Origin of the sequence: Bacillus sp. ME78, from assembly GCF_903970865.1 — a bacterium.
GTDB classification, from domain to species: domain Bacteria; phylum Bacillota; class Bacilli; order Bacillales; family Bacillaceae_G; genus Bacillus_A; species Bacillus_A cereus.
In genome coordinates, this window is the sequence record NZ_CAJCKK010000005.1 from 221,729 (window position 1) to 243,903 (window position 22,175).

Consider the following 22,175-nt stretch of genomic DNA (forward strand, 5'->3'; position numbering starts at 1 on the left):
GATTTGTTCTTATATGATAGATAGTGAAAGCGTTATCAAAAAACAGAGCGACGATGGGAAAGGCGGTTAAATATGTTCCAGCGTGTTCAAACAAAGGAAGAACATTTTGGGTTCGAGCAACTATGGGGAGATTTTTGTGAAGAAAGAAACTTAATGTTCGTAGAACGTAATTTAAATCCATCACGATTTTTATTAATAGAAGATGAACATCCTATTGGTACAGTAGAATGTATTAAGTATACGGTACCTGAACAATCAAATTCTGAGTTTTTCTATCCGTTTTCTAAAAATGATTTAGTAAAAGATTTGAAGAATGTGTATGAAATAGGCAAGTTAAGTATTTCGAAAACGTCTCGTGGGAGAGGACATTTCAAAAGGCTAACAGCTATTTTATTTATACATGCGTTAGAAACAAAAGCTGAATGGTACATTGCAGCAGTAACAAAAAGAATGTATATGTATTTACTTACACTCGGTTTTCCAATTGAACCGATAGATAATCCATTTCAGTTTCATGATACTTTACAAGGTGTACCAGTAAGAATTCATGCTCGAAAAGGGGTTACGCATTTGTATTCTTTAAAAGAATTTCGCGATGTGATTCAAGGGAATGCTCATGCACAGGCATTAATTGCAGAATACAGTAAAAATATTATGTTAACGAAATAAAACGAAGTGAATATGTATAATAAAGAGAATAATATTTTTATAAGATATAACTCTTCATTAAAAAAGACCCTTATTATTTTAATAAGGGTCTAAAAATTATAATCCAAATATACTAAAAATCATTTTGCGGCGCTTTGGTTTCTTTTCTCGTTCGTATGTTGGTTTTGAATCAGGAGTAATATAAATGGGTTCTTCTTTCGTTAGGGCAGCTTCTAATTTTTGAATTCGTTCTAACATTTCCTCCATTTCACGACGGTGTTGTAAAAGTTGGTACGTGACGACATCATTTGCCTTATCTTGCATTTGTTCTTCCATTCGATCGAGTCTTCTCGTCATAGTGTTTAATTGATCAGCTAATTGTTCAAAATCATTCGATGATATGTTTTGAACAATTGTATTGACTTGAGTTTTTAATTCTTCAACCTCATTTGAGGAAGTCTTTTGAGTAGGTTGAGGATTTTGAGACTGCTCTATTTGAAATAGATGGTGTTCTAACATTTGATCGACATCATCTTGTGTGAAAATAAAGTGGCCATATTTGTTTTTTTCTATCGTAAGATTTAATTGTTGCGCGATCCGGACAACAGCCTTTGGGCTAACACCTAATTTTTTTGCGATAAATGGTGTTTTATATTCCAAAATAATCCCTCCTATATATATCCTGTTGAATGATTTCGAGCTATGAAGTAAGTTCCCTTCTAGTGCGACAAAAGAAGTGTGGAATCGGCAAAGAAAGTGTTTTTTCACGAAATTGAGTTGAGAAGAATAGTTCGTTTAAATAAAAATGTTTTATCGTAACATTTAGAATAATTTGACGAGTGTAAATGAATTAGATTATCATAATGATAAATATCTTTTTTATGTATGCATATAATATATAAAAAGGTGGTTGCTAATGTAGAATTTTGTTAGAGTATTAGAATGCTTACTTCACTTGAATAAAATTAAGTAGGAGGTGGCTTCCTTGCTTACAATGTAAGTAAGGAAAAGTATTTGGACATATATAGTATAAGTATAGTGATTGTTTTAATTGCCTTAACGGCATTTTTCGTTGCAGCAGAATTTGCAATTGTTAAAGTGAGAAGTTCACGAATTGACTATTTAATTGCAGAAGGAAATAATCGTGCAACATCGGTCAAAACAGTCATTACAAACTTAGACGAATATTTATCTGCTTGTCAGTTAGGAATTACTGTTACAGCTTTAGGAATTGGGTGGTTTGGTAAACCTGCGTTAAAGCAAATGTTTGATACGCTTTTTGCAAATTGGAATATCTCTACTCAACTAGCAGACATTTTTGCTGTAACTTTAGTATTTTTGTTAATTACTTTTTTACATGTTGTAATAGGGGAATTGGCCCCAAAAACATTTGCAATTCAAAAATCTGAACAAGTGAGTTTGCTTGTTTCTAAGCCGTTAATTTTCTTTTATCGTATTGCATTCCCATTCATTTGGCTATTAAATGGTTCAGCTCGAATCATTACGAAGCTGCTAGGGCTGAAACCGCCGAAGGGGCATGATGAGGTTCATTCAGAAGAAGAATTACGGTTGTTAGTTTCAGAAAGTTATAAAAATGGTGAGATTAATCAATCTGAATATAAATATGTAAATAAAATTTTTGAATTTGATGATCGGATTGCAAAAGAAATAATGGTACCTCGAACTGAAATGAATATTATAAGTAAAGAAATGCCCGCTGAAGAAGCTTTGCAAAAAATGTCTCGCGAAAAATATACAAGGTATCCAGTTGTTGATGGCGACAAAGACCACGTAATAGGTTTTGTGAATTTTAAAGATATTTTTACTGAGTTTGTACAACATAAAGCTGTTAATAAGAAGACAGTAGAGCAATATATGAGACCAATTATTTTAGTTATCGATTCTATTCCAATTCATGATTTGTTTTTAAAAATGCAAAAAGAAAGAACACATATTGCTATATTGATAGATGAATATGGTGGGACATCTGGACTTGTTACTGTTGAAGATATTTTGGAAGAAATTGTTGGAGATATTCAGGATGAGTTTGATACGGATGAGCAGCCAGAAATTCAAAAGGTTAGTGAAACGAAGACGATACTAGAGGGAAAAGTCCTTGTTAGTGAAGTGAATACGTTATTTGGTTTAGGGATTGATGATGATGGTGTTGATACAATCGGTGGTTGGATTTTAACGAAGAATATAGAGATTGCTGAAGAGGATTCCATTGAAATTGAAAATTATAAGTTTTGTGTGAAAGAATTAGATGGACATTATATAAAAAGATTAGAAGTTACAAAGATAGTAGAATCGATTGTTATTTTAGAAGATGAAAAACAAATTCCGTTACAAGAGCAAATTAGCTCGTAAACTCTGCTATATAGCAGAGTTTTTTTGAGCATAATGTTTTTTGAGGGATAAGGGCTATGATACAATGACATAAGTTGAACCTTTCACTAGGTGAAGTATTGTTGTATACATATATTTGGAAGGAGAAGAAGTATGAAAAAGCATTTATATATAAACGGAAATTGGAAATCTGTAAACACGTATAAACCATTATACGCACCATATTCTGAAGAAACATTAGCGGAAATTGCACAAGGAACGGAAGAAGATGTAAAAGAGGCTGTTACTGCTGCAAAAAATGCAATGATAAAAATGAATAAATTATCTGCATATGATCGTGCGACTATTTTAGAGAAAGTTGCACAAAAAATGGATGAAAGAAGAGAAGAATTTGCAGAGATTATTGCAAAAGAAGCTGCAAAACCAATACGTGCTGCAAGGGGAGAAGTAGATCGTACTGTTCAAACGTACAAATTTGCAGCTGAAGAAGCGAAGCGTATATATGGTGAGACATTGCCATTAGACGCCGCACCTGGTGCGGATGGGCGTATTGCATATACAATCCGAAAGCCGATTGGGGTTATAGGGGCTATTACACCATTTAATTTCCCGTTAAATTTAGTAGCGCATAAAGTTGGACCAGCAATTGCTGCTGGAAATACAGTTGTATTAAAGCCAGCTGATCAAACGCCATTATCATCTTATGCATTAGTTGAGTTATTTGAAGAGGCAGGATTGCCAAATGGAGCTTTAAATATCATTTCTGGCCCTGGCGCCACGGTTGGTGAGGCAATCGTCAAAAATGATTACGTTGCTTCTATTACTTTTACCGGAAGTCCAAAAGTTGGAATCGGAATAAAACAAAAGGCTGGGCTAAAACGAGTTACGTTAGAACTAGGTTCAAATGCTGCTGTTATTATTGATGAAGATGTAGAGTTAACAGATGAAATAATTGAACGTGTAAAATGGGGAGCATTTGTTAATAATGGGCAAGTTTGTATTTCCGTACAACGTGTTTTTGTACATGAAATGAAAATGCATGAATTTCTCTCGAAGCTAAAGAAAGCGATGGAATCAGTTGTTGTTGGTGATCCACTGCTTGAGGAAACGGATGTATCAGCTTTAATTTCAAAAAAAGATGTAGAGCGAATTGATATGTGGGTTCAAGAAGCAATCAAGGAAGGAGCAACTGTTTTATGCGGTGGTAAGAAGCGGGATGCAAGAATTTTTGAACCGACTGTATTAACAAATGTTCCAGATCATGTATCTGTGCAGTGCCAAGAAGTATTCGGTCCACTCATGACAGTAAATACATTTAAAGAATTTGATGAAGCGATTGAGCAAGTAAATAATTCGCGTTACGGCTTACAGGCAGGAGTATTTACAAATAATTTATTTAAAGCAATGCGTGCAATTGATGAGCTAGAGGTTGGTGGTGTCATGATTAATGATATTCCAACGTTCAGAGTAGATCATATGCCTTATGGTGGTGTGAAAGAAAGTGGCACGGGGCGCGAAGGAATTAAATATGCAATAGAAGAAATGACAGAAATGAAATTAGTATGTATTAAAAAATAAAATAGAAAACTTAAAATTTGCGCTAAAAAACGAGTAGGGAATGTTTACGATTCCATACTCGTTTTTTTACGCTTTTAGTAACTATTTAATTAAGTGTAACTTTTACTTCAGTTCTTGTTTGAAAATAGTATCTTCTACATAAATTTGTTCTTTATCTACAGCAGTAGCATGAGTTAATACTAAACCGATTGGTGTTTCTGTATCTTTATTTTGAACAATTGTAAAAGGAACATTTTTTTCGTTTGCTAATTTAATGTATTTTGATAAATGTGGGTAAGCAATGCTACCATTTAGGAGGAGTTGTAATGATTGAGAAGAGCGCATGCTACCTGCCACTTCAGAGTATACATTACTTTGCATTACTTGACCGATCGTTAAAGCGATTTCTACACGCTCACGTAATGTAGTTAAATACATATTACGTTCTTCTGGTTTGTTTTGCTTTTGGCCGTAAATGCCTTCTTGGAGATAATCTTCCACATTTTTATTTACCATATTTTTCACACCTTTCATTTTCTATTGTACGCAAGAATTAAAAATGATGCAAAAAAAAGTCGTTTTGACTACGGAAATAATGAAAATATGTGAAGGAAAAAGGGAATTTGCATACAATTAGTTAAATAAGAAACAAAAAATAATTTTATCAACAGAAATTAACAAAATGTGACAAAAATCTATTAACGAATCGTATTTTTTGTGTTAATATTCAAAATATAAAGGGTATTCGTCGTATGGAAATGGAGGGAATGGAGGTTTTTCCAATCGATAAGGATATTAAAGAAATATTTTGTTCACACTTGAAAAACAATAGGCACCAATTCGTAGAGAACTGGAAAAACAAAATGATAATTTCCGAAAAAGATCCATTTAAACTAGAAGTAGTTCAAAATGGAGAGGATTTACTAGAGTTAATTATCGAACTTACTATGGAAGATAAAGATATAAATTATCTTCAACCGTTATGCGAGAAAATTGCTATTGAACGTGCTGGAGCAGATGCGAATATTGGAGATTTTGTTTATAACGCAAACGTGGGAAGAAATGAACTTTTCGAAGCGATGTGTGAATTAGATGTTAGCGCTCGTGAATTGAAACCAATTATGGCAAAAATACATACTTGTTTTGACAAATTAATTTATTATACTGTTTTAAAATACTCGGAAATTATATCGAAGAATTTAGAGGAAAAACAGCAATATATTAACGAAACACATAAAGAAAGACTGACGATTTTAGGACAAATGTCAGCTAGTTTTGTACATGAATTTCGTAATCCGCTTACTTCCATTATGGGGTTTGTCAAATTATTAAAGGCAGATCATCCGAGTTTATCGTATTTAGATATTATTTCGCATGAATTAGATCAATTAAATTTTCGCATTTCGCAATTTTTACTCGTATCGAAAAAAGAAATGTGGAATGAATCGGAACGGTTTTGGCTTAATGACTTGTTTCAAGATATTATACAATTCTTATATCCGAGTTTGGTCAATGCGAATGTTTTGATTGAAAAGAATTTACCGTATCCAATTCCGCTTGTTGGTTATCGAAGTGAAGTGAGACAAGTATTTTTAAACATATTAATGAATTCAATTGATGCTCTTGAATCAATGAAAGAAGAACGAAAAATTATCATTGATGTATTTGAAGAAGATCAAGCTATTCGAATTGTGATAAAAAATAATGGACCAATGATTCCAGCTGAAAATGTAGAAACGATTTTTGAACCATTTGTAACTACTAAAAAGTTAGGAACTGGTATTGGATTATTTGTATGTAAACAAATTGTGGAAAAACATAATGGATCCATTATGTGTCGATCAGATAACGATTGGACAGAATTTCAAATTGCATTTCAAAAATAAACAGTCTACACCAAATGAATGGTGTAGACTGTTTTAATTTGTAAGTATAACGGCTTCTAATTTAGGATCTTTAGTTGAATAACCTACTATTGAAATTGTATAAATAACATTTGGTTCAACATTGAATTTCGGTATAGTCAATAAAACGTTTTTATTATCTGCGAGTGAAATTTCAATATCTGCTGTACCAGGGCTAACTTGTAAAAAATCTGTTATTTGTTTAAAGAGTACATTTTCAAATAAATGATCTCCATCTTTTAAATCTACATTTACAACAGGGGTATCTGGAGAGAAATGTGCAAAGCGTATTTTAGCTTGACCAGCTGGTAAATGTGTATTATCAAGTATAGGTTGTAATTGTAGGTGATTATCACTATTTATTGCAGCAAGAGTATAAGTATGATTTCCCATTATTGGTACCAATGCTGAAAAGATTGGAGTTTCATTTCCGACAGGGACAATATCTATACGGTATTTACCTTGCACTAATGATAAATAAGGGCTGAATTGCTTAAATGAAATACTTTTAATAACCTTTTGTCCGTTTACTAAAATATCAACCGCTGATATATTTGGATCGGCATGAAAAATTCTTATATGTGACGGTAAAGCAGCTTCTTGTGAATCCCTTTTCTCATGCGCCTGTACAAGTTTTGAAAGTGCATCGCAATATTTCATATATAATTCTATATATTTTTTAGGATTACGAAACTGATAGTAACGTGCGAGCTGTTCGTATTGCGTAACTTCTTGTCCATATTTTTCAATTTCAGATTGAGACATGAACATTCCTCCTTTGTCATCATTAAAACTATATGCGAAGCAAGAAAGCGGTTATGCGAAAAAAATAATTTTATAAAGGGAATATTAAAAATTGACAACTAATATGTCGTCATAAAGAGCTGCTGGTGCTTACGAGTATTTGGCAGAGTAAAGCAGTACATATGACTGCACGAAAGTAAAATAAATGCCAAATTGAAACTGCATTTCAATTAACATATTGAATACATGTCCAGCAATCGCTAGAAAACTAGAGTTTTTTTTAATTATAGGCAAATACACATACAAAGTGATAATTGTCCTACATAAATTATAAAGGAAAGGTAGTTTGAATCTGAGGAAAGGGGTGCCACTTCGGGATAGGGATATCCCGATAGTAATTGTGAATGAAGTTATGAAAAGGTTTTGTCTTATAGGCTGTAGGATGAATTTGTAAACATGATTTTTCTATTTATTTTAGCAATTGACAGTATTAACCCATAAGAGAGCGTCATGACGAACTGATTAGTGTGGTTAATCGGTTCTTTTTTTATAGTTTAAAAATGAAAAGTTTACATATTAAATATGAATCTGAATTGGTTAGTAAGGTGGGGTGTCGAAATTTGTTTTAAAATATGCAATTTAAAGTAGGATATTAGGAAGGAGTTTAACGGGAGTTCCGTCGAAGTGTACAGAATGTCGGCATTTAAGGGCAGCTGGCATTATGCTATAAAAACATTTGGTGATGTAGTCATTTCATATAAAAGGGAGGGTTATTTGGGCGTATAGAAAAGGATTGGTCTTCGCTTTGAGTTCTGAATTTTCTGTTTTATAAATATTTTTAAGCACTCATTTGTATATTTTATAATAGTTTTTTGATAAATTCACTGCTTTTGCAGAGGATTCTTTTTTATGAAAGAAACGTCAATTTTCTTCATATATATATACAAATTGGAGAAATGGGGGAGCGCTATGCGCGATTACTTAATTAAACCACTTGTTGGTCAGCCGTATCCAATGATTTCACATGGAAAAGGTGTTTATTTGTATGATCAAAATGGTAATAAATATTTTGATGGTTCGTCAGGAGCAATTACGGCAGGTATTGGGCATGGCGTAAAGGAGATTGCAGACGTTATTAAAAAGCAAGCTGAGGAGATTGCTTTTGTTTATAGATCACAGTTTACGAGTGAACCAGCTGAAAAATTAGCAAAGAAGTTAAGTGATTTAAGTATAGGAGATTTGAACTGGAGTTTCTTTGTAAATAGTGGTACGGAAGCAAATGAAACAGCTATGAAAATTGCAATTCAGCATTTTCAAGAGCGAGGTATTCAAGGGAAACATAAAATATTATCAAGATGGATGAGTTATCACGGTATTACGATGGGTGCGTTATCGATGTCTGGTCACCCACTACGTAGACAACGTTTCGTATCTATTTTGGAAGATTATCCGACTATACCAGCTCCATATTGTTTCAGATGCCCTGTTCAAAAGGTATATCCAACTTGTCAGCTGGCATGTGCGACTGAACTAGAAAGATCAATTGAAAGAATTGGTGCAGAGCATATTGCTGCTTTTATTGCTGAGCCGATTATCGGAGCAGCTGGAGGTGCGGTTGTTCCGCCGAAAGACTATTATAAAGTCATTAAAGATATTTGCGACCATTACGATATTTTATTTATTGCGGATGAAGTGATGACTGGGCTTGGTCGTACTGGAGCATGGTTTGCAATGGAGCATTGGGGTGTAGAACCGGATATCATGACACTTGGTAAAGGGTTAGGAGCGGGATATACACCGATGGCAGCGACAGTTGTAAGTGATCGTGTTATGGAACCAATATTACGTGGGTCACGTTCAGTAATGAGCGGTCATACGTTAAGTGCCAATCCATTGTCTGCAGCAACGGCTTTAGCTGTTATTGAATATATGGAGAAACATAATCTCCCTGAAAAAACAGCAGAAAAGGGAGAGTATTTAATAAAAGGCTTACAGAAAGTTCAGCAACAATCGACAATCATTGCTGATGTGCGCGGAAAAGGGTTGCTAATCGGAGTAGAATTGCAACCGTTTACAAAAGCGTCGGAGCTTATTTCAGTTGCAGCTAAAAATGGCCTACTTTTATACCAAGCAGTTTCAGGGCAAGCAGGGAAAGAAGATAGTGCACTGCTTGTAGCACCGCCAATGACAACTACATATTCCGAGTTAGATGAATTACTTTCAATTTTCTCTAAAAGTGTGGAAGAGATGATGCAAAAAGGAGGGCATAGTATCGCATGACAACTATTACAAATACATTCGGTAAATTAAAAGAAATTGAGGAAGTAATTTCTTTGTTCCATGATGATATGACATTAATGTTTGGGGGATTTGGAGGGATTGGATCCCCTCCATCTTTAATACAGGCAATTTTAGAAAAAGGCGTTACAAATTTAAATTTGATTGGAAATGACACTGGATTCCCTGATGTAGGTATCGGTCGTCTTGTTACAAATGAAAGAGTTAAATCACTAATTACTTCTCATATTGGCTCCAACCCAAATGCAGGAAGGCAACTAAACGAGGGAAGATTACAAATTGAGTTTTCTCCGCAGGGAACATTAGCAGAGCGCATTCGCGCCGGTGGCGTTGGTCTTGGTGGTGTTTTAGTTGATGTTGGTGTTGATACGATTGTGGAAGAGGGAAAACGAACAGTTGAAATGAATGGTAAGACCTACTTAGTTGAAACAGCATTAACTGCTGAAGTTTCAATTGTATATGCGAAAAAGGCAGATCCGTTTGGGAACCTTGTATTTGACAAAAGTGCACGAAATATGAATCCTCACGTAGCGATGGCTGGGGATATAACAATTGTAGAAGCAGAAGAAATAGTCCCGCTTGGAAGTTTAGATCCAGAGGAAATTGTCGTTCCAGGTGTTTTCGTAAATTATATTGTACCATCGGAAGGAGTGAACTGGAAATGGGTATGGGCGTAGAAGTGAGGGATAAGATTGCTAGGCGAGCGGCGAAAGAAATACAAAATGGCATGATTGTAAATTTAGGTATTGGCATACCATCGCTTGTACCAAATCATTTGCCTAACGATATAAATGTTATGTTTCATGCGGAAAATGGAATCGTCGGTATGGGACCAACGCCAAGTAAAGGGAATGAAGACGAAAATTTGTGTAACGCGGCAGGTTTACCAACTTCTCTTATAACAGGAGCGAGTTATTTCGATAGTTGTACAGCGTTTGGTATGATTCGAAAAGGTTTGCTAGACATAACGATTCTTGGTTCATTACAAGTAAGTGAAAACGGTGATTTAGCAAACTGGATTGTACCTGGAAAACGTGTTCCAGGTATTGGTGGAGCAATGGATTTAGCACAAAAAGCGAAGCGGGTCGTTGTTGTGATGAATCATGTTGATAAGTACGGAAGTGCAAAAATTATTTCAGAGTGTACATTGCCATTAACTTCAAAGAAATGTGTAGATTTAATTATTACTGATATGGCGGTCATGGAGGTAACTCCGAGTGGACTTATATTACAAGAATTAATGAGCCCATACACAGTAGAAGATATAAAACGACATACAGAAGCTGATTTTCAAATTAGTTCTAACTTACTAGTAATTGAATGAAGGGAGATGTAATATATGGAGCAATTAAAAAAGCAAGTTTGTGATTATATTGAGAGCCATGAAGAGGAAAGTGTGAAATTTTTAAAACGATTAATTCAAGAAAAGAGCGTATCTGGTGATGAAAGCGGTGCGCAGGCGATTGTGATTGAAAAATTACGTGAATTAGGTTTAGACCTCGATATATGGGAGCCTTCTTTTTCTAAAATGAAAGATCATCCTTATTTTGTATCACCCCGTACAAGTTTTTCAGATAGCCCAAATATTGTAGCAACTTTAAAAGGAAGTGGCGACGGGAAATCTATGATATTAAATGGGCATATTGATGTAGTTCCAGAAGGGGATGTGAATCAGTGGGAACATCATCCTTATAGCGGTGAGAAAATAGGAAATCGTATATATGGCCGTGGAACGACGGATATGAAAGGTGGAAATGTCGCACTCATGCTTGCAATGGAAGCGATTATTGAATCTAGCATTGAATTAAAAGGAGACATCTATTTTCAAAGTGTAATAGAAGAGGAAAGTGGCGGAGCAGGGACATTAGCAACTATATTACGAGGATATAAGGCAGATGGTGTCATTATTCCAGAGCCTACTAATATGAAGTTTTTCCCGAAACAACAAGGTTCCATGTGGTTTCGTTTACGTGTAAAAGGGAAAGCTGCACACGGTGGAACACGTTATGAAGGGGTTAGTGCAATTGAAAAAAGTATGTTTGTTATAGAACATGTAAGAAAGCTAGAGGAGAAAAGAAATAGTCGAATTACAGATCCGTTATTTAAAGGGATTCCGATTCCAATTCCAATTAACATTGGGAAAATTGAAGGAGGGAGTTGGCCAAGTTCTGTTCCAGATGAATTAATTTTAGAAGGAAGATGCGGTGTTGCGCCGAATGAGACTATAGAGGCGGCAAAAGAAGAGTTTGAGAATTGGATTGTTGAATTAAATGATGTGGACAATTGGTTTGTTGAAAATCCAGTAGAAGTAGAGTGGTTTGGAGCGAGATGGGTTCCTGGTGAATTAGAAGAGAATCATGAACTCATTACAACACTTCATCACAACTTTGTTGAAATCGAAGGGAACGAACCAATTATTGAAGCATCTCCGTGGGGGACTGATGGAGGTTTATTTACACAAATTGCAAACGTACCAACAATAGTATTTGGTCCAGGAGAGACGAAAGTAGCACACTATCCAAACGAATATATAGAAGTTGATAAAATGATAGCTGCCGCAAAAATTATTGCATGTACATTACTAGATTGGTGTGAGGTGAGAAAATGAAATACTATGAATCTTTTAGAGAACAGACGAATTGTTATACAGTAGAAGGCGTTTTAGATTATTTTAATAAGCGTATTCGGGTAGATCACTATACAGGAAATGTTGAAAGTATTATACAGACAATTGACGAACTAGCAGAGGAACATTCTTTCACTAAATGTATTATTAAAGGAAAGGGAGAGCATGTTTCAACATGGCTCTCTTTCGGTTTTTTGTTGGAAGCAACGATACCTCATTATTTTCAAGGACACGATGCATACTTTTTTGTGAAATATAATAATGATGAAAGACGAAATAGTATGCATTGGACTGAGGAAGATACTATATTAAGCGGTGTAAAAGGAAAAGAAATAAAAGAAAAAGTAGTTCCAGAGAAATTTTTGCTGAGAAAAGCGACTGAAGAAGATGCAGAAGAATTAGCAACTGTATTCGGAAAAGTATTTGAAGTGTATCCGACACCTTTAAATGAAGCGAGTTATGTATTACAGACGATGAAAGAAGACGATACAATTTACTACGTATATGAATATGAGGGGAAAATTATTAGTACAGCATCTGCAGAAATGAATATAAAAGAAGGGAATGCAGAATTAACGAATTGTGCTACTTTACCTGAATATCGTAAACATGGATTTATGAAAAGTTTACTAATTAAATTAGAGGAAGAGCTTCGAGAAAGATCTATTTTCTGCTCCTATACAATTGCTCGATCGCTTTCTTTCGGAATGAATGCTGCATTTCATCAATTAGGTTATACGTATACAGGAAGACTGGCGAATAATTGCTACATTTTCGATAAGTTGGAAGATATGAATATTTGGGTGAAAGATCTATCTAGCTATTCGAAAGCAGTAAAACTTCCGCCTCAAAATTCGGCTGTAAAGCAAAACAGTTAGGTGGAGCTGGGTGTTCGAAAAGCTGTACTAATTAGAGTTTCGAGTTATCTAATGAAAAAATAAAATTGGTCAAAATTATAGAACGGAATCGTCATGCTTACAATCGCACATAGGTGTGCCTAAAATTCGGCATGTAATTGCTGGATTTTCGGCAAGAGGGGGGATGACATTGCTAGCAGTTTCGACACAAGAAGTCATTGAAGCGATTTTGGGCAGTATTGATGAGGCTATACACGCTGTAGATGAGAATGGAATTACAATATTTTACAATTCTGTAGCTGCAAAACACGATGGATCGAAGATTGAAAAAGTGTTAGGGAAACATCTGTTAGAAGCGTTCCCGTCTTTATCAAGGGAAACGAGTACATTGATGAAAGTACTAGATACAAAAAAACCTATCGTACATCAAGCACAGCATTATCAAAATTTAAATGGTGAAGATGTTTGTACAGTAAATACGACGTTACCTATTTTTATAGATGGGAATATTGCTGGGGCTGTTGAAATTGCAAAGGATTACTCTACAATTCAAAAACTTACTGACACAATTGTTGACTTACAGTCGAAAATAAAGCGATCATCTAGAAAAAAAGTGATTAAAAAGCATGCTGCATTTGAGACGATAGTGACAAATGATACGCGGTTTAAACAGACGAAAGAGTTAGCACAAAAAGTAGCACCAACAGACGCAAATGTTTTAATATATGGTGAAACAGGAACAGGAAAAGAACTGTTCGTACAAGCAATTCATGAAGCTTCTAAAAGAAAAAACAAGCCATTTATTGCACAAAACTGTGCAGCTTTACCAGAGTCGCTATTAGAAAGTTTATTGTTTGGAACGACAAAAGGAAGCTATACAGGAGCGATTGAAAGAGCTGGGCTATTTGAACTTGTTGATGGTGGTACATTATTTTTAGATGAACTGAATTCAATGCCTCTTGATTTGCAGGCAAAAATGTTACGAGTGTTAGAAGATGGAGTCATTAGAAGAATTGGTGATAATAAGACGAGAAAAGTAGATGTTCGTGTTATTACCGCAATGAACCAGCCTCCAGAAATATGTTTACGAGAGAATAAAATTCGCACTGATTTATATTATCGCTTAAACGTATTTTCATTATATATCCCACCGCTTCGTGAAAGAACTGAGGATGTACTATTATTAGCATCTTATTTTTTGAAAGAATATAATAAAAGTTATAAAAAAGGTGTACTTCAAATTGATGAGGAAGCGAAAGATAGACTGCAAGCTTATCAGTGGCCTGGAAATGTCCGAGAGTTAAAACATACGATTGAACATGCTGTTATTATTGCAGAAGGGAATACATTAACAGCCAATTGTTTACCACGTACATTTCGGAAAGAGAATTTTTCGAAGAAGAAGGGTATAATGCCACTTAGAGAAGCACTTCATCAAACAGAAAAAGAATTAATAGATCAAGCGTTGATTGAAACGGAAGGGAATATATTACAAGCCGCAAAAATGTTAGGTATCCCTCGTCAAACGCTTCAATATAAACTGAGCAAGTACGACAAAACCGCCGAATAATCGGCGGTTTTTGTGTGTTTGCACGAATAAAAGAGCGTTTACATATATAAAAAGTAATGAATATGATGTTAAGTATTGATTTCATACAACGCTTAAAAATATTTTTTCGCTTATGTAATAGGATTCTCCGCACATTTACTTATCAACAATGTAAAGTTGGCATAACTATTGCTTATATAAAGGATGAGCGTATAAAAAGGGGGAATAGCAATGTTACATGATGTATACAAACCAAATCGTCACTGGAAGGATATCGAATTATGGAAAGATGTTACTGAAGAGCAATGGAATGATTGGGTTTGGCAATTAACGAATACGATCAAAACGTTAGATGACTTAAGAAAAGTAATTAATTTAACACCTGAAGAAGAAGAGGGCGTTAAAATTTCAACGAAAACGATCCCGTTAAACATTACACCGTACTATGCTTGGCTAATGAATCCTGATGATCCACGCTGTCCGATTCGGATGCAATCAGTACCGATTTCGGAAGAGTTATATAAAACAAAATATGATTTAGAAGATCCGCTTCACGAAGATGAAGATTCACCAGTTCCAGGGCTAACACATCGTTATCCGGACCGTGTACTATTCTTAGTAACAAATCAATGTTCTATGTATTGTCGTTACTGTACACGCCGTCGTTTTAGTGGACAAATTGGAATGGGTGTACCGAAGAAACAATTAGATGATGCGATTGCTTATATTAGTGAAACACCACAAGTACGAGATGTATTAATCTCCGGTGGTGATGGACTTCTAATTAACGATAAAATTTTAGAATATGTATTAAAAAATTTACGAGAGATTCCGCATGTTGAGATTATTCGTATCGGAACGAGAGCACCAGTAGTATTCCCACAACGTATTACAGAAAATTTATGTAACATTATTAAAAAATACCATCCAGTATGGTTAAATACACATTTCAATACATCTATTGAAATTACTGAAGAATCGAAAAAGGCATGTGAAATGTTAGCGAATGCTGGTGTTCCAGTCGGAAACCAAGCAGTAATTTTAGCTGGTATTAACGACAGCGTTCCAATTATGAAAAAACTTATGCATGACTTAGTAAAAATCCGTGTACGTCCATATTACATTTATCAATGTGATTTATCTGAAGGTATCGGTCACTTCCGTGCACCAGTATCTAAAGGTCTTGAAATTATTGAAGGTTTACGTGGACACACATCTGGTTATGCTGTTCCGACATTCGTTGTTGATGCGCCAGGTGGAGGCGGTAAAATTGCACTTCAACCAAACTATTTAATCTCACAAAGTGCAGATAAAGTTGTACTTCGTAACTTTGAAGGTGTTATTACGACGTATCCAGAGCCAGAGAGCTATATTCCAGGAAGAGCGGAAGGATACTTTAAAGAGATTTATCCGAACTACGAAGAAAAACGTTCAGATGTTGGTATCGCAGGTCTTATGAGCGATAAGAAATTTAACCTCGTTCCAGACGACTTACAGCGTATGAACCGTCGTAAAGACTATGAAGATAATGATACTCATGCATCTTTAAAAGATAAACGTGATAAACGTGATCAATTAAAAGATAAAAAATATCAAGCACAAATGGCTAAATTAGAAGAAAACGACAAAAAAACTGAGGGTGATGCAGTATGAATTGTATGTGGTGTGACAGTACAGAAGCGAAAGAAAGCTTGAATACTGTATATTGGGAATTACCAGATGGTACGAAAGCCATTGAAATCCAAAAGACACCATGTATTTCTTGTTCCTCGTGCGGGATGGACTATCAATCAGACCATACAGTAAAAGAAATTGAAGATCAATTATTTTTAATTTACACGAAAGATTTACCAAAACAACTAACGTATGAAGAATTAATGGGAAGACCGCGTCTATTAAAAAGAAATTATTTCGACTTTTAACCAGCTTTTATGCTGGTTTTTTTCTTTTTTGCCTTGTATAATGTACCCAAGTTAGAAAGGTAGGGAATATTTTTGAAAAAGACATTTTACCATTATATGATGAAGCATCGTGCAGCTTTATTTAGAAATGAAATTTCAGATTTAGCAGAGGCGATGTATGATGATTTAAGTTTTCCGAAGCAATCTGAAGACTATGATGAAATTAGTTCATACTTAGAGTTGAGCGGAATGCTAGAAAGTATGTCTATATTTGATGAAGCCTGGGATTTATACATACAAGATAGATAAAAACTATTTGAAAACATACAGAATACATTACTTTGTTTAAAGTGAAGTATTCTGTATGTTTTTTATTATGAAATTTGTTGATTTAAAGCTAGTCTAGTTACTAGCTTTCTTTTGAGTGTAACGTAAATTTTATAAGATTATAATTTTTATTGAAAAAATTTATGAATATAAGCTTCTGTGATAAGCGTTTTTATGTAGGTTGCATATACTGATATCAAAATCACGACGTCAAAAAAAGGAGAGATAGAGATGGCAAGAAAAAAACAACCTAAATACAACGTAGGGGACATAGTCGTGATTACGCTATATGGAACCGTTGGGAAAATCACAAATATGAAGGTTTTAGATGGAGTTTATGTATACGAAGTCAATAATCACGATGGATTTTACGTAGAGCAAACATTGCAGCACGTTACAGAGCAAGATATGAAAAAGGGCGATACGGAGTGGATTGAATTAAATTATAATTTCACGTTTGGTGATCTTGTGCAAGTAACTGGATATGATAAAGATGTTTTCCGTATTGTTGGTTTTCGTACAGAAGTATGGAGATATAAGAATGACGCATGGGAAGATACAATTTATGAATTGTCACGGATTACGGATGGTGAATGGTTAGAAGCGGATGAGTCAGATTTAACGTTACTTGCGAATGCTCAAACGGCAAATGCAATTTTGAAGAAACTGAAACAAGATAAAGCAGGTATGAATAAATTAGATTTAGGTAAGTTAAAGTCAATTAACAACTCGAAAAAAGTGAGTGTTAAGACGAATCGTCAAGAAATCATTGATGGGTTACTTGATATTTATAACGATTATCAATTATTGTTCGATACATTTAAAGATGAAGAATATAAAATTGTAATGGATGTTGTTCATAATTATTTAGTTAAATTGACAGAGAAAAAATAGTTAACTAGAAAGAGAGAATAAATTGAACAACAACATATGCAGTATAAGGTATGCCTACAACTATTAAAAAAATAAAAAGCCACTTTATAAGAGAGTCTGCCCATTGATCTTCATGCATGAACTCTTCTTTTGTTTGTCCTACTTCATATTGATTTTCCATTATTGTTTCCCCCTTTGAATAGCTTGTACTACAATCGTATGCATCTCGTCCAAAGCTTATGACCTATAAAAAAATAAAATCTATTTTTCTAATCTCATATACATAATTTTGAGATTTTTTCATAAAACAGAAATAAAGGAGTGATGCTCATGAAGGAAATTGAAGTCGTGATTGATACGGAAGAGATTGCGGAGTTTTTTTATGAGCAACTAATTGAAAGAGGGTACGTCCCAAAACGAGAAGAAATTGAAGATCTCGCAGATATTACATTTGAGTATTTATTAGAGAAATGTATGATTGATGAAGTTTTTGATGAAGAGGATGAATGAAAGTAACGACGGGCATAACTCGTCGTTTTTTACTCTTTACAAACCTGTCACAAATATAGTCAATAATTATTGGTATAATGAAAAGGAAATTTTACTCAAGAGGTGAAGGAATGTTCAAAAAAATTATTGATTCTTTATTAGGAAAGAAAAAATATCGTTCGTATTCAAGTAGTGATTATCGTCGTAGAGGGCGCTCGTATTCAAGTAGCGATTATAAACGACGTTCATCTGGTTATGGACATCAACATTATAAAAGAAAACGTAAAAGCCGTAGCTTCTTTTCAAGTAGCTGATGAAATGGCATCGTGTACTAGCTTTATTTGATAGACCACTGCGAAAAAATACAATTGTTGCAGAACGTTATAAAATTGAATCAGTAATTGGAATGGGCAGTTATGGGGTTACATATGTCGTTAATGATTTACAAATAAATAGATATAAAGTCTTAAAACAATTAAGACAAAGTAAACAAAGATATGAGTCTGGTAGAAAATCATTTGAACAAGAGAAAATGATTTTACAAACATTGAATCATCATGCAATTCCTAGTCTATATGATCATTTCATATGGGAGAAAAAGAGCTTCTTTGTAATGGAGTACATGCCTGGTAAAAATTTTGAAGATTATATTTTCATAGATGGGTATGTATATACAGAACGTGAAGTTTTTGAGATTTTATATAAAATATTAGAAATTGTATCGGTGTTTCATAGTGAAGGCATTATTCATCGAGATTTACGCATTCCAAACATACTAATGAAAGAAAATCAAATTAGTATTATTGATTTTGGATTGGCTAAATGGAAAGGTGAGGATGATGAGCGAGCTACAACTTACGAAGGTGAACAAGCTTTGATGCGAGAAGTTCACTTTCGTAGTGACTTTTATGCGCTCGGTCATTTCTCATTATTTTTATTATATGCAGGATATGAATCTAATGAAAAAAAGGAAAAACCATGGTACGAAGAATTAACTTTGGAAAATTATAATCGCGAAATGCTTATGCGAATGTTACAAATAAAAACGCCGTACTATGAGAATGTACAAGATTTAAAACAAGATGTAGCTTCTGCTTTAGAGAGGATGGAGACTCCATGTTTCAAAAGTTTTTAGCAAGCGTTGGTATTGGAAGTGCAAAGGTAGATACTGTTCTTGAAAAAGATGAGTATATTGTTGGGGAAGAAATAGTTGGAAAGGTTCATATAACTGGAGGTTCAGTTAGCCAACAAATTGAAAGCATTTACTTAACATTATCGACGTCGTATGTACGAGAAGTGGATGATAAAAAAGTAACAGCAACATATGATTTAGAGCGAGTACGCTTAACAGAACCTTTTTCTGTAGAACCGAATGAAAAAGTTGAAATTCCATTTTCTTTTCCAATGCCAATTGAAGCACCACTTACACTTGGTATGAAAACGGTTTGGATTCATACAGGTCTTGATATTAAACGTAGTATAGACCCAAGTGACCGCGACTACGTTCAAGTGTTACCCAATGCATTATTAAGTAGTGTTTTAAATAGTGTAAATGAATTAGGGTTTAAAGCACGTCATATAGAATGTGAAGAATTACCGCATCGATTACGTAAGCAAGTTCCATTCGCACAAGAATTTGAGTTTATTCCGGTTTCTGGAGAGCATTATGGGAAATTAGATGAATTAGAATTATTAATCTTGCCACGTGCATACGACCGACTAGAAATTATTATGGAAGTAGATAGAAAATCCCGTGGTTTAGCTGGATTATTCGCTGAGGCGCTTGATCTTGATGAGAAGGTGATTCGTTTTACCGTAACAAGAGAAGATATCCCTGAAATGAAGCAAAAAATTAATAATTATATTTTTTAATAAACTATGCATAAAAAAGAAATGGAGAGGAAAACTAAAACAACCGCTCCATTTTTTTGCATAGTGAGGTTATGTATGTGAAACGATATCGACATTTATATTTGCTAAGTTTTACGTTACTCATTTGTTTTGTCGTATTATCACTTTCGTATCATACCGCTTGTATTGAGAATTTTGACAATATAGTCGCACATTTTATTCAAAGCTTTCGAAACGATTATTTGACGACCTATTTTACTTGGGTGTCTTTTATCGGTTCCAAAAGAATATATTTTCCATTACTCATTATTCTTGTAATGTATTTTCTCGTTAGAAAAAAGTTGCTTAGTGCGTTACTTCTAACAATTAATTACTACGGATCTCGTTATTTAAACAGTATGCTTAAACTATGGTACGAACGAGCAAGACCTGATGTCACGCAGCTTGTTACTGCAACTGGATATAGTTTTCCGAGCGGTCATACGATGAATGCTACTGCTTTTTTAGGATTTATTGCATACGTCACAATTACTGAAGATCGTATTTCATTGCATAAAAAATTATTAATTATTCTTATAGCAAGCTTTGTTGTATTATCTATTTCAGTTAGCCGAATATATCTTGGCGTGCACTATCCATCTGACGTATTAGCAGGATGGGCAGCTGGCGGTAGCTGGCTCGTTTTATGTGTTATATTTCATAAAACGTTCATAAAAAAAGAACCTATGTCATAATAGGTTCTTTTTTCATTGGCTCAACATGAATGTGTGCATGGTAAATTCCGAACTTTTTGCGAAGCATAGCCTCGATATTGTCAGTAATACAGTGACTTTCTCCAACATCCATACGAGCATCTACCTCAATTGTAATATCAACGTACGTTTGATTCCCGTACATACGTGCTCGAATATCTACAATGTTTTCCACACCGCCAATATGTTCAATAGCATCAGCGTATTCCTCCATTTTATCAGGATCAATTCCATCTGTTAGCATATGAGAAGATTCTACGAAAATCTCCCATGCAGTTTTACAAATAATAAGACCAACAATTAAAGCGGCAATAGGGTCTAAAATAGGCATTTGGAACTGAGAACCGACAATACCTACTACAGTACCAATACTTACGAGTGCATCTGATAAATTATCCTTTGCAGCGGCTTCTAATGATTTACTTTTTGTTCGTGCTGCAATTTTTTTCGTATACAAATACACGCAGTACATAACGACAGCAGAAAATAGAGCAACCCATGCAGCGAGTACATTAGGTGCTGCTTGTTTCGGATTTAAGAAAGATTGAATGGCACTAATAACAACTTCTAATCCGACTGTTGCCATAATGAAGGACGCAACAAGTGATGCGATTTGTTCGGCCCGCGAATGCCCATACGGATGATCTGGGTCACGAGGTTTACGAGATATTTTTAGACCAATTAATATTGCTAAAGAAGCACCGATATCCGTTAAGTTATTTAAACCGTCAGCACGTAATGCACTAGAGAGGGTAATATAACTGATGATGATTTTCATAGAGGATAAAAATATGTAGGCCATAATGCTGACAATAGCACCTTTATCAGCTTCTTTATGAGAAAGAGTATCCATTGTAATCACTCACCTTTCTTTAAAGGAATTCTTTCTATAAATAGAGTATCAAACGAAAGTCGTGTGGGTCTATACAAACATTGTTGACGTTTTATAGCTTTTTAAGAAGGGGATAACAAAGTTTCGTGAAGGAAAAATATGTTGAAAAGTACAAAGTCAGGGTGTAAACCGAATTGGAGTTTATTTACTAAAGAGATAGGAGGGTAGATGGATGAAGAAACGAATACTTTTCTTACTATGTATTATTCTTATAATGACAAGGTGTAATTCATTAAACGATGAAAAACGTCAAAAGATAAGTATGAAAATAGATGAAAGCCCTCTGAAAAATATTTTCCAGAGGGCTTTTATTTTAGTATGCTTCTAAAAACTCAGTAACTTGCTCTTCAGTTTTTGCGTTAGCACTATGTAAGTGGCCTAACTTCTCACCATTTTGGTATACAAGTAAACTTGGAATACCCATTACTTGATATTCTTCAGCGATACTTGGAAACTCATCTTTATTAATAGAATACCATTCAAATTTATTGAACTCTTCCATTACATCTCCGATAAAGTTGTCCATACGTACGCAATCTGGGCACCATGTAGTAAAGA

The 22,175-nt window shown here is 34.5% G+C and carries 25 protein-coding genes; 19 read left to right on the forward strand and 6 right to left on the reverse strand.

The features are described from left to right. The first annotated feature begins 72 nt into the window (after positions 1 to 72). Complete coding sequence (locus tag H6481_RS09440; protein WP_000487795.1) at positions 73 to 669, forward strand: hypothetical protein; 597 nt, start codon at positions 73 to 75, stop codon at positions 667 to 669. Between the two features lie 96 nt (positions 670 to 765). Here the strand turns inward: H6481_RS09440 and racA are convergent, their stop codons facing one another. Then, a complete protein-coding gene (racA, locus tag H6481_RS09445; RefSeq protein ID WP_000456014.1) occupies positions 766 to 1,308 on the reverse strand; it encodes a chromosome-anchoring protein RacA in 543 nt (180 codons plus the stop codon). A gap of 354 nt (positions 1,309 to 1,662) precedes the next feature. Here racA and H6481_RS09450 point away from each other — a divergent pair, with 354 nt between their 5' ends. After that, positions 1,663 to 3,018: a hemolysin family protein gene (locus H6481_RS09450; RefSeq protein ID WP_015055122.1), complete on the forward strand. Its 1,356-nt coding sequence runs from the start codon at positions 1,663 to 1,665 to the stop codon at positions 3,016 to 3,018. A gap of 132 nt (positions 3,019 to 3,150) precedes the next feature. After that, the gene (locus H6481_RS09455) at positions 3,151 to 4,575 is read left to right on the forward strand and encodes an aldehyde dehydrogenase family protein (protein ID WP_182811538.1); all 1,425 of its coding nucleotides are present in this window, start codon (positions 3,151 to 3,153) and stop codon (positions 4,573 to 4,575) included. A 102-nt stretch (positions 4,576 to 4,677) separates the two neighbouring features. On the opposite strand, the gene H6481_RS09460 is transcribed toward H6481_RS09455, so the two are convergent. Continuing rightward, positions 4,678 to 5,070, reverse strand: a complete 393-nt coding sequence (locus H6481_RS09460; protein WP_000247561.1) for a YueI family protein — start codon at positions 5,068 to 5,070, stop codon at positions 4,678 to 4,680. 236 nt (positions 5,071 to 5,306) lie between these two features. Here H6481_RS09460 and H6481_RS09465 point away from each other — a divergent pair, with 236 nt between their 5' ends. Next, entirely contained in the window at positions 5,307 to 6,440 is a 1,134-nt protein-coding gene (locus tag H6481_RS09465; RefSeq protein WP_000425086.1) for a BA2291 family sporulation histidine kinase, read from the forward strand. A 33-nt stretch (positions 6,441 to 6,473) separates the two neighbouring features. Here the strand turns inward: H6481_RS09465 and H6481_RS09470 are convergent, their stop codons facing one another. Then, positions 6,474 to 7,223, reverse strand: a complete 750-nt coding sequence (locus H6481_RS09470) for a DUF4397 domain-containing protein (protein WP_000083276.1) — start codon at positions 7,221 to 7,223, stop codon at positions 6,474 to 6,476. 948 nt (positions 7,224 to 8,171) lie between these two features. Between H6481_RS09470 and H6481_RS09475 the strand changes: the two genes are divergently transcribed. The 10 genes from H6481_RS09475 (at position 8,172) to H6481_RS09520 (ending at position 17,654) form a co-directional block, all read left to right on the forward strand. Continuing rightward, positions 8,172 to 9,482, forward strand: coding sequence for an aspartate aminotransferase family protein (locus H6481_RS09475; protein WP_023521850.1), 1,311 nt, complete (start codon positions 8,172 to 8,174; stop codon positions 9,480 to 9,482). Beyond that, positions 9,479 to 10,177: an acetate CoA-transferase subunit alpha gene (gene atoD, locus H6481_RS09480; protein ID WP_000208107.1), complete on the forward strand. Its 699-nt coding sequence runs from the start codon at positions 9,479 to 9,481 to the stop codon at positions 10,175 to 10,177. The genes H6481_RS09475 and atoD overlap by 4 nt, the downstream gene beginning before the upstream one ends. Continuing rightward, entirely contained in the window at positions 10,162 to 10,824 is a 663-nt protein-coding gene (locus H6481_RS09485) for a CoA transferase subunit B (protein WP_000525294.1), read from the forward strand. Before atoD ends, H6481_RS09485 begins: the two co-directional genes overlap by 16 nt. A gap of 15 nt (positions 10,825 to 10,839) precedes the next feature. Beyond that, entirely contained in the window at positions 10,840 to 12,108 is a 1,269-nt protein-coding gene (locus tag H6481_RS09490; RefSeq protein ID WP_000436692.1) for a peptidase, read from the forward strand. Continuing rightward, on the forward strand, positions 12,105 to 13,004 hold the full coding sequence (gene ablB / locus H6481_RS09495; RefSeq protein WP_000878589.1) for a putative beta-lysine N-acetyltransferase: 900 nt from the start codon (positions 12,105 to 12,107) through the stop codon (positions 13,002 to 13,004). The genes H6481_RS09490 and ablB overlap by 4 nt, the downstream gene beginning before the upstream one ends. Before the next feature lie 163 nt (positions 13,005 to 13,167). Beyond that, entirely contained in the window at positions 13,168 to 14,553 is a 1,386-nt protein-coding gene (gene rocR / locus H6481_RS09500; protein ID WP_023521852.1) for an arginine utilization transcriptional regulator RocR, read from the forward strand. 210 nt (positions 14,554 to 14,763) lie between these two features. Then, positions 14,764 to 16,185, forward strand: coding sequence for a lysine 2,3-aminomutase (gene ablA / locus H6481_RS09505; RefSeq protein ID WP_000902145.1), 1,422 nt, complete (start codon positions 14,764 to 14,766; stop codon positions 16,183 to 16,185). Further along, positions 16,182 to 16,454 carry a YokU family protein gene (locus H6481_RS09510; protein WP_000995766.1) on the forward strand — a complete coding sequence of 91 codons (273 nt, stop codon included), beginning with the start codon at positions 16,182 to 16,184 and terminating at the stop codon, positions 16,452 to 16,454. Before ablA ends, H6481_RS09510 begins: the two co-directional genes overlap by 4 nt. A 72-nt stretch (positions 16,455 to 16,526) precedes the next feature. Next, a complete protein-coding gene (locus tag H6481_RS09515) occupies positions 16,527 to 16,742 on the forward strand; it encodes a YozE family protein (protein ID WP_000750717.1) in 216 nt (71 codons plus the stop codon). 249 nt (positions 16,743 to 16,991) lie between these two features. After that, complete coding sequence (locus tag H6481_RS09520; protein WP_000101498.1) at positions 16,992 to 17,654, forward strand: hypothetical protein; 663 nt, start codon at positions 16,992 to 16,994, stop codon at positions 17,652 to 17,654. Positions 17,655 to 17,658: 4 nt separating this feature from the next. On the opposite strand, the gene H6481_RS09525 is transcribed toward H6481_RS09520, so the two are convergent. After that, entirely contained in the window at positions 17,659 to 17,814 is a 156-nt protein-coding gene (locus H6481_RS09525) for a DUF3930 family protein (RefSeq protein ID WP_000431486.1), read from the reverse strand. Between the two features lie 149 nt (positions 17,815 to 17,963). On the opposite strand from H6481_RS09525, the gene H6481_RS09530 reads away from it, so the two are divergent. The 5 genes from H6481_RS09530 to H6481_RS09550 all read left to right on the forward strand — a co-directional run bounded on the left by H6481_RS09530 (position 17,964) and on the right by H6481_RS09550 (position 20,707). After that, on the forward strand, positions 17,964 to 18,143 hold the full coding sequence (locus H6481_RS09530) for a YozD family protein (protein WP_000658451.1): 180 nt from the start codon (positions 17,964 to 17,966) through the stop codon (positions 18,141 to 18,143). Positions 18,144 to 18,253: 110 nt separating this feature from the next. Next, a complete protein-coding gene (locus H6481_RS09535) occupies positions 18,254 to 18,436 on the forward strand; it encodes a hypothetical protein (protein WP_000473371.1) in 183 nt (60 codons plus the stop codon). After that, on the forward strand, positions 18,436 to 19,257 hold the full coding sequence (locus H6481_RS09540; RefSeq protein WP_182811541.1) for a protein kinase: 822 nt from the start codon (positions 18,436 to 18,438) through the stop codon (positions 19,255 to 19,257). Before H6481_RS09535 ends, H6481_RS09540 begins: the two co-directional genes overlap by 1 nt. Further along, complete coding sequence (locus tag H6481_RS09545; protein WP_000486630.1) at positions 19,239 to 19,994, forward strand: sporulation protein; 756 nt, start codon at positions 19,239 to 19,241, stop codon at positions 19,992 to 19,994. The genes H6481_RS09540 and H6481_RS09545 overlap by 19 nt, the downstream gene beginning before the upstream one ends. A 77-nt stretch (positions 19,995 to 20,071) precedes the next feature. Next, positions 20,072 to 20,707, forward strand: a complete 636-nt coding sequence (locus tag H6481_RS09550) for a phosphatase PAP2 family protein (RefSeq protein ID WP_000833369.1) — start codon at positions 20,072 to 20,074, stop codon at positions 20,705 to 20,707. Here the strand turns inward: H6481_RS09550 and H6481_RS09555 are convergent. Together H6481_RS09555 and H6481_RS09560 are read right to left on the reverse strand one after the other, a co-directional pair. Then, the gene (locus tag H6481_RS09555; RefSeq protein WP_000380385.1) at positions 20,697 to 21,578 is read right to left on the reverse strand and encodes a cation diffusion facilitator family transporter; all 882 of its coding nucleotides are present in this window, start codon (positions 21,576 to 21,578) and stop codon (positions 20,697 to 20,699) included. The two genes, H6481_RS09550 and H6481_RS09555, sit on opposite strands and share 11 nt — an antisense overlap. A gap of 352 nt (positions 21,579 to 21,930) precedes the next feature. After that, positions 21,931 to 22,175 (reverse strand): thioredoxin family protein (locus tag H6481_RS09560; RefSeq protein ID WP_182811543.1); only part of this gene is annotated, 245 nt, incomplete at its 5' end.